Here is a 12356-nt window from a genome sequence, read left to right on the forward strand (position 1 = left end):
GCGGACCCCCGGCCGTCCCGCGCCGGGAGTCCGGCCGTCCCGCGTGGGCGGCCCGCTCAGCCGCCGTGCTGGGAGCGGGCCTTGAAGGCCGCCTTCCGGGCCTCCTTGGCCACCTTCTTGTCCGGGTGCAGCCGTCCCATCGCGTCCAGCACCTCGGCGGTCGCCGGGTGGTCCACCCGCCAGGCCGCCGCGAAGAACCCGCCGTGCTGGGCGGCCAGCCCCTCCACCAGGGCGCGCAGCTCCTCGGAGTTGCCCTCGGCCGCCAACTGCGCGGCCAGCGTGTCGACGGTCAGCCAGAACACCATCTCCTGCGAGGGCGGCGGCACGTCCGCGGCCCCGTGCTCGCTCAGCCAGACCCGGGCGAGGCCGCCCAGCTCCGGGTCGTCCAGCACCTCGCGCAGCGCGGGTTCGGCCTCGGCGCCGACCAGGGTCAGCGCCTGCTGGCAGCGCAGCCTGCGCAGCGGGGCGCCGGCGTCCGCGCCGCGGGCGGCGGCCAGCAGCTCGCGGGCCGCGGCGAGCGGTTCGCGGCGGCCGAGCCACTGCTCGGTCTCGGCGCGGGCGGCGTCCCGGCCGAACCGGGCGGTGCCGTCGAGCAGCACGTCCGCGCCCTCGTCGGCCAGGTCGCCGGCGGCCGGCGCGGTGAACCCGGCCTCCAGCAGCCGCGCCCGCAGCCCGTACACACCGAGCGGGGTGAGCCGGACCATGCCGTAGCGGGAGACGTCGGTGTCGTCCACGGACGGCGCCGGCTCCTCGTCGGCGTCGGCCAGCAGGGCCTCGTCCACCGGCTGGTAGGCCACGAGCCCGGCCGGCTCCAGCGCGCGGAACTGCTCGTCCAGCCGGATCATCGCGTCGGAGACCCGCTCCAGGACGTCGTTGGTGGGCTCGCCCATGCCGTCGGGCACGAGCATCGACGCGGCCAGCGCGGGCAGCGGGACGGGGGCCTCGCCGGGGCCGTCCTCACCGACGGTCAGCAGATAGAGGTTGCCGAGGACGCCGTCGAGGAACTCCGCCTCGGCCTGCGGGTCCCAGTCGAGTGACGAGAAATCGACCCTGCCGTCGTCGTCCACCGCGTCCGCGAGGTCGTCCAGGCCGGGAACGGCCGCGTCGGCGACGACGGTCTCCAGTACGGCCAGCCACACCCCGAGCACGTCCTGCGGGGAGCCGGTGAGCCGCGCGAGCCCCGCGCCGGGCCGGACGGTGCCGGCCGCCTCGTCCTCGATCTCGACCAGACCGGCGTCCACGGCGATCCGCCACGCCTCGGCGGCGTACGCGGCGGCGTCGTCCCCGGTGAGTCCCAGCAGGCCGGCGGCGGCCGGCAACTGCTCCTCGGCCAGGGCGCCGTCGGCGTCCACGCGGGTGCCGGGGCCGGCCCAGCGGGCGAGGCGGGCCGCCCGGGAGAGCAACGGCGTGGACAGCGCGGCACGCGCCAGCTCCGCTTCGGGGTGCAGCCGCGCGGGCGGCAGGGGGGAGCTGTCTGACATCGGGTGGTTCTCCTCGGACCGTGAACGGGCTCAGCCGCTCAGCCTAGACGGATATCCACCCATGCCGCCCGGTTCATCTCCCCGTCGGCGGCCGTACATGGCCGAAACCTTGACAACTTCCCGGGCCAGGCAGGAGATTGACGCGCGTAGAAGCCGGGGGGACAGGTGTTCACCCGACGCTGCGCGTGTCACACAGGGCCACCAGCACCCCACGTCTCCCACACCGCCCGCACCCCGGCGCCCACGCCCGTCCCCGGAGGGAATCCCTTGCCGAGCAGGTCTTCCGCGCGTCTCGGCGCGCTCACCGTCGCCGCCGTCTGCAGCGCGGTCTCCGCCGTCGTCCTCACCTCTCCCGCGCACGCCGACTCGGTGCGCGTGCACGACATCCAGGGCACCACCCGGATATCGCCGTTCGCCGGGCAGAAGGTGACGGACGTGTCCGGCATCGTCACGGCCACGCGCTCCTACGGCTCCTCCCGGGGCTTCTGGCTCCAGGACCCGGCCCCCGACGACGACCCGGCCACCAGCGAGGGCGTGTTCGTCTTCACCAGCTCCGCGCCGAAGGTGGCGGCCGGTGACGCGGTGACGGTGAGCGGCACGGTCACCGAGTTCGTCCCGGGCGGCGCCTCGTCCGGCAACCAGTCGCTGACCGAGATCACCAAGCCGCAGGTCACCACCGTCTCCACGGGCAACGCGGTGCCGGCGCCGGTCGTGATCGACGAGGACGCGGTGCCGGACGCGTACGCCCCGCAGGGCGACCCGGCCGCCGCCGGCTCCGTCAACGGCCTCGCCCTGGACCCGTCGGCGTACGCGCTGGACTACTACGAGTCCCTGGAGGGCATGAACGTCCAGGTCGCCGACGCCCGCGTGGTCACCGCGACCGACCCGTACAGCGAGCTGTGGGTCACGGTGAAGCCGTGGGAGCACCGCAGCCGCCGCGGCGGCACGGTGTACGGCTCCTACGACGCGCAGAACACCGGCCGGCTCCAGATCCAGTCGCTGGGCCCGGCCGCCGGCTTCCCGCAGGCGGACGTCGGCGACACCCTGGCGGGCGCCACCACCGGCCCGCTGGACTTCAACCAGTTCGGCGGCTACACCCTGGCCGCGAGCAGCCTCGGCACGCTGGACGGCGGCGGCCTGGAGCGCGAGACCACGCGCCGGCAGTCGGACCGCGAGCTGGCGGTGGCGACGTACAACGTCGAGAACCTCGACCCGTCGGACACCACCTTCGACCGGCACGCCGCCGCGATCGTGGACCGCCTGCAGTCGCCGGACATCGTGTCCTTGGAGGAGATCCAGGACGACAACGGCGCGGTGGACGACGGCACGGTCGACGCGAGCCGGACGGTGGCCAAGCTGATCGACGCGATCGTCGCGGCGGGCGGCCCGAGGTACGACTGGCGCTCGGTCGACCCGGTCGACGGCCAGGACGGCGGCGAGCCCGGCGGCAACATCCGCCAGGTGTTCCTGTTCAACCCGGACCGGGTGTCCTTCACGGACCGGCCGGGCGGCGGCTCCACCACCGCGGCCGGTGTCGTCAAGGCGCACGGCAAGGCGCGACTGACGGTCTCGCCGGGCCGGATCGACCCGGCGAACGCGGCGTGGAACAACAGCCGCAAGCCGCTCGCGGGCGAGTTCGTCTTCCGCGGCAAGACCGTCTTCGTGATCGCCAACCACCTCAACTCCAAGGGCGGCGACCAGGGCCTGACCGCCCAGTACCAGCCGCCGGTGCGCAGCTCGGAGGTCCAGAGGCACGCCCAGGCGACCGTGGTGAACGCGTTCGTCAAGGACATCCTGGCCGCCCAGAAGAACGCAGAGGTGATCGCGCTCGGCGACATGAACGACTTCGAGTTCTCCGGCACCGCGCGCATCCTGGAGGGCGACGGCGAGCTGTGGTCGGCGATCAAGTCGCTGCCGCGCGGCGAGCGTTACACCTACGACTACCAGGGCAACCAGCAGGTCCTGGACCAGATCCTGATCAGCCCGGCGATCCGCCGCGGCGGCGACTTCGCGTACGACAGCGTGCACATCAACGCGGAGTTCCACGACCAGATCAGCGACCACGACCCGCAGGTGCTGCGGTTCCGCCCGTGACGCGACGGGTCTGACCCGCGGGACGGGACCGGGCACCCGCCGAGCGGTGATCACCGCTCGGCGGGTGCCGGGTGCCCCTTGTGCCCGGTGGTGCGCGGCTCAGTGGGCCCGTACCGGCCAGCGCTCCAGTTCGGCGCGGAGTCCGGCGGGGTCGGGCCGGCCGGCGGCCCAGGCGATGTGGCCGTCCGGGCGGACCAGCAGGGTGTGGCGCAGGTCGCCGGCGGGCGCCGCGACCCGCAGCCAGGCGTCCTCCGGTACCGGCCGGTCCCGGCCGACCAGCACGAAGGCGCCGTCGCGCAGCACCTCGTACAGCCGCCGTCCGTCCGCGAGCCGCAGGTCGGGCACCCGGCGTCCGGTGAGCGGGTGGCTGCCGGGCGGCGCCGGGTAGGAGACGCCGATGCCCGACAGCCGGCTCTCCCCCAGCGCCGTGAGCGAACTCAGCCGCGAGACCGCGGGCAGGGCCAGGTCCCGCAGCCGGCGCACGGTCCGGCTGCGCGGGGCGCTCAGCACACCCCGGGTGATGGCACCGGAGATCCGCAGCGTCTGCCGGCCGACCGGATGGCGCTCGCGCTCATAGGAGTCGAGCAGCGGCTCCCCGGCCCGGCCCCGGACCACGGCGGCCAGTTTCCAGCCCAGGTTGGCGGCGTCCTGCAGCCCGGTGTTCATGCCCATGCCGCCGGCGGGCGAGTGCACGTGCGCGGCGTCGCCGGCCAGCAGCACCCGGCCCGCGCGGTAGCGCACCGCCTGCCGCTCGTCGCTGTGGAAGCGGGAGATCCAGCGCGGCTCGTGCATGCCGTGGTCGGAGCCGAGCACCCGGCGCAGCAGCCCGGCCAGCTCCGCCGCCTCCACCGGGGCGTCGTCGGGGCGGTCGTCCCCGGCGATCCAGCCGATCGCCCGGTACCAGCCGTCGCCGAACGGCACCAGCGAGGCGAAGCCGTACCGGTTGGCGTTGGTGGTCACCGCCTCGGTGGGCAGGTCCGCGAGCCGGACGTCGGCCAGCATCACCGAGCGCAGGACCGACCGGCCGGGGAAGCCGATGCCGCTCAGCCGCCGGACCGCGCTGCGCACGCCGTCGCAGCCGACCAGGTACGCGGCGCGGAAGGTGCCCGCCCCCGTCGTCTCGGCCTCGACGCCGTCGGCCCGCCGGCGCAGTCCCACCACCTCGGCGCCCCGCACGATGCGCACGCCGGCCGCCAGCGCCCGGCGCTCCAGCAGCCGCTCGGTGTTGTACTGCGGGGTGATCAGCACGAACGGGTAGCGGGTGCGCAGCCGGTGCAGATGCAGTTCCAGCTTGCCGAAGACGCCGACGACGGGTGCCGTGCGGCCGAGGCCGGCCAGTTCGTCGCCGAGGCCGCGGGCGTCGAGCACCTCCAGGCTGCGGGCGTGCACCGCGAAGGCGCGGGTCAGGTTGGCGTCGGCGTGCGGGCGCCGTTCCAGCAGGGTGACCCGCACGCCGGCGGCGGCCAGGTCCCCGGCCAGCAGCAGGCCGGTGGGGCCCGCTCCGACGACCAGGACGTCCACGGCCTCGGTCATGGCGGTCCGTCCCTCTCTCACCGGGCTCTCACCGGGTCCCCGCGGCCGGCGCGGGCACCGTGGCCTCGATCATGTGCTGGTAGGAGTCGACCGGCCGGGCCTGCCGGACGGTGAGGCCGGACCGCGTCACCAGCTCGCACAGTCCGCGCAGGGTGTGCTTGCGTCCGCCGACGGTGAGGAGCATCCGCAGGTCCATCGCGGTGCTGAAGGCCTGGCCCGGGCCGTCGTCGACGAGGTTCTCCACGATGATCACCCGGGCGCCGGGGCGGGCCGTCCGCAGGACGGTGCCGAGGACCACGGCGGCGTCCTCGTCGTTCATGCCGAGCACGTTCTTGAACACGTACGCGTCGACGCCGTCCGGCACCTCCTCCCGGCAGTCGCCGGGCAGCAGCCGGGTCCGGCCGGCGAGCGGACCGCCCTCGCGCAGCCGGGCGTCGGCGCCGGCCAGCACGTCCGGCCGGTCGAAGAGGATGCCCCGCAGGCCGGGGTGGTGTTCGAGCAGCGAGGCCAGCAGGAAGCCCTGGCCGCCGCCGATGTCCGCGACCACGCGCGCCCCGTCCAGCGGCAGGGCGGCCGCGACGGCCCGGGCGGACTGCCGGCTCGCCTGGGTCATGGCCCGGTCGAACACCTCCGCGGACTGCGGCCAGGCGGTGTGCACCTGCTCGAAGAACTCCTGGCCGTACAGGCCGACGAAGACGTCCTCGCCGGTGCGGACCGACTCGTCGAGCCGGCCCCACAGCTCCCAGGTCCACGGTTCGGTCATCCACAGCACGAGCTGGTCGAGGCTGTCGGGGGTGCCGGTGCGCAGCAGCCGTGAGACGTCCGTGTGGGCGAACCGGCCCGCGGCGTCCTCGGTGAAGACCTGGTGGCAGGTGAGCGCGCGCAGCAGGCGGCGCAGCGCGTCCGGGTCGGCGCCGACCGCGGCGGCCAGGTCCCCGGCGGTGGCCGGGGCGGTGCCGAGGGCGTCGGCGAGGCCGAGTTTCACGGCGGCGCGCAGGGAGGCGGCGCAACTGGTGCTGAGGGCGCGCTCCAGCAGGCCCAGCACCTGGGGTTCGGCCGGTGTCCCGGGGGGTGCGGGGGTCTCGCCGGTGGGGGCGGGCACGGTGGTCATGGAGCCGGGACCTCTCTTTGCGGGCCGGTGTCGGCTCTTTGCGGGCCGGTGTCGACCGAGCCGGGGAAGTGCGCGTCCAGCACCTGCCGGACGCCGTCGCGCCAGGACCACGCGCAGTCGCCCGCGAGGTCCCGGCGGCGGGTGGGGTCGAAGGCGACGACGGCGCGGGTGACGTCGGCGGGTGCGAAGGCGACCGGCACCCCGGTGAGGCGGGAGACGTACGTCATCAGGTCCCGCACGCCGACGGTCTCGTCCCCGCCCCAGTTGACCACGGTCGCGGGGGCCGCCGCCGCGGCCCACAGCCGGGGCACGTGCCGCGCGATGTCGTCGGTGTGGATCGGGGAGCAGTAGTGCTGGTCCTCGCGGGGCACGGCGATGGGCTGTCCGGCGAGCATCTGCCGGTAGTGGATGACCGGGAGCCCGCCGTGTCCGTGCGGCCCGTAGGCCACGTTGAGCCGGGCGATGGTGGTGGGCAGGCCCAGGGTGACGGCGAGCGCGCGGACGGCGCCCTCGGTGGCCAGCTTGCCCACCGGGTAGGCGGGCAGCCAGGCGGACGCGGCGGCCAGCGGGTCGGACTCGGTGTGCCGGTGGTCCGGGGCCTGGGGTGCGTAGACGGCGCTGGTGGAGACGTAGAGGAAGGCTTCGGCGGTGCGGCAGTGGGTCATCAGGCGGCCGGTGGCGACGGAGTTGACCGTCACCGTCTCCTCGAAGTCCCCGTCACCGCGTTCGACGGCGGCGTGCAGCACATGGGTGAAGTCGTCGGGGAGGCCGTCCAGGGTGTCGGTGGCCATGTCCCAGTGCCAGGTCCGGATGGACCGGTCCCGGAGCCGGTGCTCCAGGGCCGGGTCGCCGAACCGGCCGGCGCACCAGACCTCGTTGCGGGCCGCGAGCGTCTCGGCGACGGTACGGGCCACCAGGCCGGTGGCCCCGGTGATCAGGATCTTCCGCCCGGTGAGCGCGGTGGTGCCGGCCATGGGCTCAGTCCTCCAGGGCGCGGGCCAGTTCGGCGCGCAGCAGGGACTGGAAGACGGCCACGTGCCGGGGGCCCATGAGGGTGTAGTGCTCGCCGGGCACGTCGATGTACCGGGCTTCCTCGCGGGTGAAGTCGGCCCATCGCTTCAGCTCGTGGTCCAGCCAGTCCTGCTTGGTGCCGCGCAGCGGTACGGCGTAGAAGACGCTCAGGGGGGCGGCGACCTCGCCGGTGGGCTGGTAGGTACGGCCGAGGCCGGTGAGGCTGTCGGCGAGTTCCGCCCACGCGGTGAACCGCTCGGTGTCGAGGTCGAGTTCGGCGAGCCGGTCCGGCGGGGCGAGGGCGAGCAGCCGGCCGAGCTGTTCCGGCCGGTCCAGCGGGCGCAGCTCGGCGGGCAGGGTGGCCGCCTGCCGCTTGGTTATCAGGTCCAGGAACATCGCCAGGTTGACCGCGGTCTCGGTGAAGTCGAGTTCGTCCATGCGGTACTTGATGTGCGGGGGGAGGTTGAAGCTGCCGAGGAAGTCCACGCGTTCGCCGTCCGCCTCCAGCAGCTTGGCCACCTCGAAGGCCACCGCCGCGCCGAAGGAGTACCCGGCGAGGGCGTAGGGGCCGTGCGGCTGCGTGGCCCGGATGGCGTCGGCGTAGGTGCGGGCCATCTCGGCGAAGCTCGCGAAGGGTGTCTCGCCGGGGTTGAAGCCGCGGGCCCGCAGGGCGTAGAAGGGCCGCTCGTGCGCGAAGTACTTGGCGAGGTTGACGAAGACGAGCACTTCGCCGACGCCCGGGTGGACGCAGAACAGGGGTGTCCTGTCGCCGCCGGTCTGGAGCGGGACGACCGGGTCGTAGGGCGCGGGCCGCTCGCCCTGGCCGGCGTCGATGCGCGCGGCCAGGGCGCGGACGCTGGGCGAGGTGAGGAGGGCGAGGACGGGCAGCCGCGCACCGGGGAAGTGCCGGGCGATCAGACGCTTGAGGCGCAGGATGTCCAGCGAGGTCCCGCCGAGGTCGAAGAAGCCGGCGGTGGCGCTGATCGTGTCCGGCGGCTCCTCGACCAGTTCGCCGTACAGCGCGGTCAGGGTCCGCTCGGTCTCGCCCACCGGGGCGGTGTAGCCGCCCAGTTGCCGGGTGACCAGCTCCCGGACGGCTGTCAGGTGGTCCGCGTAGTCGCCGGCCTCCAGCCGCCGGCGCATCAGGGAGCGCTGGATCTTGCCGAGGCTCGTCTTCGGGAAGGCGTCCTGGGGCAGCGGGAGCAGCACCGCCGGGCGGAAGCCCCAGTGCAGTACGGCGCTGTTCCGGACGGCGATGAGCAGGCGGTGCAGGGCCGCCTCGTCGGCGGCGGTACCGGGGTTGACGGCGAACGCGACGGCGAGCTGTTCGGTGTCGCCGCCCGGCGGGCGGGTCGGGAACGCGGCGACGTAGGACCGGGCGATGCCGTCCAGGCCGTCGAGCACCGACTCCAGGTCGTGGCTGTAGTAGTTGACGCCGTTGACGATGATGCTGTCCTTGCTGCGCCCGGCCAGGGTCAGCCGCCCGTGGTCGAGCCGGCCGAGGTCGCCGGTGCGGAACCAGCCGTCGTCCGTGAAGGCCGCCTGGGTGGCCTCCTTGTCGTTCCAGTACCCGTCGGTGATCATCGGGCCGGTGAGCTGGACCTCGCCGGTCTCGCCGTCGGCCAGGGGCGTGTCGTCGTCCGCGGTGACCCTGATCCGCAGTCCGTCGACCGGCCGGCCGACCGCCGCGAACTCGGCCGTCCGGTCGGCGTCCGGGAACTCCCGGTTGTAGATGCTGCCGGCGCAGGTCTCGGTCATGCCGAAGGCGGGCCACAGGGCGCCGCGGCGCAGCCCGTACGGAGCCAGCCGGTCGAGGAACCCGGTGCCCGTGGCCACCGGGTTGGCCTCGCCGCCGGAGACGATGTGCCGCAGCCGGGACAGGTCCAGGGCGGGCGGGTCGGGCAGCCGGTCGAGCGCCTTGTTGAGGAGGCCGAGCAGGAAGTTCGGGGTGAACGTCATCGTCACCCGGTGGGCGTCGATCAGCTCCAGGAAGCGCAGCGGGTCGGCCAGCACCGCCTCCGGGGCGACCTGCACCTGGACGGCTCCCACCGACAGCGGCAGCAGATGCGCCTCCAGCAGCGCGGCGACGTGGTCGTACGAGATCCAGTTGAGGGTCACGTCGTCCGCGCCGAGCGACTGCGTGCCGGCCTTGGCGGCCATGGAGGCCAGCAGGTTGCCGTGGGTGAGCCGGACCGCCTTGGCGGCGCCGGTGGAACCGGAGGTGAGCACCAGCAGCGCGACGTCGTCGGGGCCGGTGGCGGCCGGTGCGGCCGCGGGGGCGGCCGCGCCGTCCGTGGCGCGGGCCAGCTCGTCGAGGGTGGTCACGGCCAGCCCGTCGACCACGGGGAGTTCCTCGCGCACGCGCCGGTCGGTGACCACCAGCGGACCGCCGAGGAGGGTGTCGACGTGGGCCAGTTGGGCGGCCCAGCGCTGCGGGTCGGTGCGCAGCGGCACCAGCGGGCAGACGGTGACGCCGCCGAGCAGGCAGGCCCAGAAGGCCGGGAGGAAGTCCTCGGGCCGTTCCAGGAGCAGCGCCACGACCCGGTCCCGGCCGACGCCGTTCTCCCGCAGGGCGCCCAGCAGGCGCAGGGCGTCGGCGAGGAGGTCGGGGTAGGTCTGGAGGGTGTACTCGGCGGGGTGCTCGGCGGAGCCGTAGCGCACTCCGTGGTCCGGGAACCGGGCCGCGGCCCGCAGCAGCAGACCGCTCAGGCCGGCGCCCGCCTCGGGTGTCGTCCGGCTCGTCGTCATCATGCCTCTTCTCAGGTGTTCGGTGGCGTCTCGTGCGCGGGAGGGGCCGGAGGGGTCCTAGCCGAGGGCGGCCAGTACGTCGTCGGCCCGGTCCCGGATGCCGTCCCACGGCTGGGGGCGGGCGACGAGGCCGCGTGCCTCGCGCAGGACGCGGGGCGGTATCCCGGTGCCGAGGACGCCGCGCAGCAGGCCCTGGCGGAAGTAGAAGGCGACGACGCGGGGGCGGTCGGGGTCGCCGAGGTCGGCGTACCGCAGTTCCACCCGGTCCGCGCCGTGCAGCAGGCCGTACGCCTGGAGCTTCAGCGCGTACTGGTCGGACCAGAAGTAGGGCACCGGCGCGTACTCGCCGCGCTGCTCGGGTATGCCGTCCAGCTCGGCCAGCAGGTTGTGCGCGGCCACGGCGCCCTGCTCGGTGGCGTTGATGCGGTGCTCGGTGCGCACCCGTTCGCCCTGGACGGGGTGGTGCCAGTGCGCGACGTCGCCGGCGGCGTACACGCGGGGCGCCGCCGCGCTGTACGCGTCGCAGTGGATGCCGCGGTCGACGGTGAGTCCGCTGTCCGCGAGCCATTCGGTGTTCGGCGTGGAGCCGATCGCCACGACGACGGTGTCCGCCGGGACCGTCTCCCCGGAGGCGAGCTCGACCCCCGTCACCGCGCCCCGGGCGCCGGCGAGTCCCGTCACGGTCTGCCCGGTGCGCAGGGTGACGCCCTTGCCGCGGTGGACCCGGTCGAGCAGGGTGCCGACCTCGGCGCCGAAGACCCGCTCCATCGGCACCGGTTCGTCGGTGACGACGGTCACCCGGTGGGCGCCGCCCTTGGCGAGGGACGCGGCGACCTCCATGCCGAGCGGGCCGGAGCCGATGACGGCGACCGTGCCGCCGGCCCGCAGGCTGGCGCGCAGGGCGGCCAGGTCGTCCAGCGTGCGCAGCGTGTGCACACCGGACAGTTCCCCGGCGCCGGGCAGGGTGCGGGGCCGCACGCCGGTGGCGATGACCAGGCCGTCGTAGCCGAGGACCGCGCCGTCGTCGAGGGTGACCCGGCGGGCGGCGGCGTCGAGTCCGGTGGCGCGGACTCCGAGGCGCAGGTCGAGGGCGCACTCCTCGAGCGAGGCGGTGTCCCGCATGGCGGTGCGGTCCTCGTCCCACTCGCCGGTCAGCACCTGCTTGGACAGCGGCGGGCGTTCGTAGGGCAGGTGCTTCTCGTCGCCGACGACGACGAGGCGTCCGTCGTAGCCCTTCCGGCGCAGGGTCTCCGCCGTCGCGATGCCCGCGGCGGACGCGCCGACCACGACGATCGTCCGAGGGCTCACCGCACCACCCGGAGAGCCGCGCCGGGGCAGGCCGTGACGGCCCGCAGCACCGCGTCGTGCAGGACGGCGGGCGGCTCCTCGTCCAGGATCACCACGACACCGTCGTCCTCGTCCTGGTCGAACACGTCCGGGGCCAGCACGGCGCACTGGCCCGCGGCACAGCACTTGTCGTAGTCCGCGACAACCTTCATCTTTCCTGTCACCTTCGCCTTTCACGTGTCATGCGATGGTCGAGAACGCCTGGGTCATGAACGAGCCGGAGCGGGCCGGGCCGTCCGCCGCGGGCGCGAGGATCATCCGCCGCATCTCCTGGAGGAACGGCGCGGGCTCCAGGCCCAGTTCGGTGTCCAGCGCCTGGCTGATCCGGCCGTAGGCCTGCAGTGCCTCGGTGCGGCGGCCGCTGCGGTGGAGGCTTTCGATCAGGCATCCGTACAGCCACTCGTCCAGTGGCTGGGCGGCCACCAGGGCGCGCAGCTCGCCGACCAGCTCGCGGTGGTTGCCGAGCTGGAGATCGGCGACGATCCGCTGGTGCAGCGCGTCCTGCCGCTGGTCCTCCAGCCGGGCGACCTCCTGTTCGAGCACCCGGCCGTGCGCCACGTCGGCCAGTGCCGGCCCGCGCCAGAGCGCCAGCGCCGCGCGCAGTTCCCGGGCCGCCGCCGCGTAGTCCCGTTCCTTCAGCAGCGCGCCGCCGCGCCGGGCGGACACCCGGAACTCCGCCACGTCGGTGCTGTCCTCCCGCGGCTCCAGGACGTAGCCGGAGCTGCTGGTGCGGATCACCGCGCCGTACTCGCCGGCGCCGCGCTCCGCGAGGAAGCGGCGCACGTGGTAGATGTGCGTGCGCACCGTGGGCACGGCGCTGTCGACCGTCTTCTCGCCCCACAGCTCGTCCATGATCTGATGCAGCGTCACGATCGTGCCGGGGTGCAGCAGGAAGAGGCAGAGCAGCTTCCGCACTTTCGGTCCCCGGGGCACCGCGATCCGGTCCTGCGGCAGCCGAGGCTCCACCCCGAACGGACCGAGCATGGTGAACAGAGCCACCCCGCTCTCCTTCCCTGTGTCTCCTCGCGGTC

At 74.4% G+C, this 12356-nt stretch carries 9 protein-coding genes; 1 reads left to right on the forward strand and 8 read right to left on the reverse strand.

Features of this window, described 5'->3' with window-relative positions:
• Positions 1 to 56 precede the first annotated feature (56 nt).
• Positions 57 to 1481 (reverse strand): hypothetical protein, encoded by a 1425-nt coding sequence (locus tag ACH4OA_RS29690; protein ID WP_397948254.1) that lies wholly within the window; start codon positions 1479 to 1481, stop codon positions 57 to 59.
• Positions 1482 to 1748: 267 nt separating this feature from the next.
• On the opposite strand from ACH4OA_RS29690, the gene ACH4OA_RS29695 reads away from it, so the two are divergent.
• Complete coding sequence (locus ACH4OA_RS29695; RefSeq protein ID WP_397972211.1) at positions 1749 to 3575, forward strand: endonuclease/exonuclease/phosphatase family protein; 1827 nt, start codon at positions 1749 to 1751, stop codon at positions 3573 to 3575.
• A 99-nt stretch (positions 3576 to 3674) separates the two neighbouring features.
• Here the strand turns inward: ACH4OA_RS29695 and ACH4OA_RS29700 are convergent, their stop codons facing one another.
• Genes ACH4OA_RS29700 through ACH4OA_RS29730 form a run of 7 tightly spaced genes read right to left on the reverse strand, consistent with a single transcriptional unit; the run spans position 3675 to position 12324 of the window.
• Positions 3675 to 5108, reverse strand: a complete 1434-nt coding sequence (locus tag ACH4OA_RS29700; RefSeq protein WP_397941742.1) for an FAD-dependent monooxygenase — start codon at positions 5106 to 5108, stop codon at positions 3675 to 3677.
• Between the two features lie 28 nt (positions 5109 to 5136).
• Positions 5137 to 6219 carry a methyltransferase gene (locus ACH4OA_RS29705; RefSeq protein ID WP_397948255.1) on the reverse strand — a complete coding sequence of 361 codons (1083 nt, stop codon included), beginning with the start codon at positions 6217 to 6219 and terminating at the stop codon, positions 5137 to 5139.
• Positions 6216 to 7193: an NAD-dependent epimerase/dehydratase family protein gene (locus ACH4OA_RS29710; RefSeq protein ID WP_397941738.1), complete on the reverse strand. Its 978-nt coding sequence runs from the start codon at positions 7191 to 7193 to the stop codon at positions 6216 to 6218. Before ACH4OA_RS29710 ends, ACH4OA_RS29705 begins: the two co-directional genes overlap by 4 nt.
• 4 nt (positions 7194 to 7197) lie before the next feature.
• Complete coding sequence (locus tag ACH4OA_RS29715; protein ID WP_397972213.1) at positions 7198 to 9981, reverse strand: alpha/beta fold hydrolase; 2784 nt, start codon at positions 9979 to 9981, stop codon at positions 7198 to 7200.
• Positions 9982 to 10035: 54 nt separating this feature from the next.
• Complete coding sequence (locus ACH4OA_RS29720; protein ID WP_397972216.1) at positions 10036 to 11286, reverse strand: NAD(P)/FAD-dependent oxidoreductase; 1251 nt, start codon at positions 11284 to 11286, stop codon at positions 10036 to 10038.
• Positions 11283 to 11477 (reverse strand): ferredoxin, encoded by a 195-nt coding sequence (locus ACH4OA_RS29725; RefSeq protein WP_365879325.1) that lies wholly within the window; start codon positions 11475 to 11477, stop codon positions 11283 to 11285. Before ACH4OA_RS29725 ends, ACH4OA_RS29720 begins: the two co-directional genes overlap by 4 nt.
• A 28-nt stretch (positions 11478 to 11505) precedes the next feature.
• Positions 11506 to 12324, reverse strand: a complete 819-nt coding sequence (locus tag ACH4OA_RS29730; protein WP_365879327.1) for an AfsR/SARP family transcriptional regulator — start codon at positions 12322 to 12324, stop codon at positions 11506 to 11508.
• Positions 12325 to 12356 lie beyond the last annotated feature (32 nt).

It is taken from the genome of Streptomyces sp. NPDC017095, assembly GCF_044332325.1.
GTDB lineage: Bacteria > Actinomycetota > Actinomycetes > Streptomycetales > Streptomycetaceae > Streptomyces.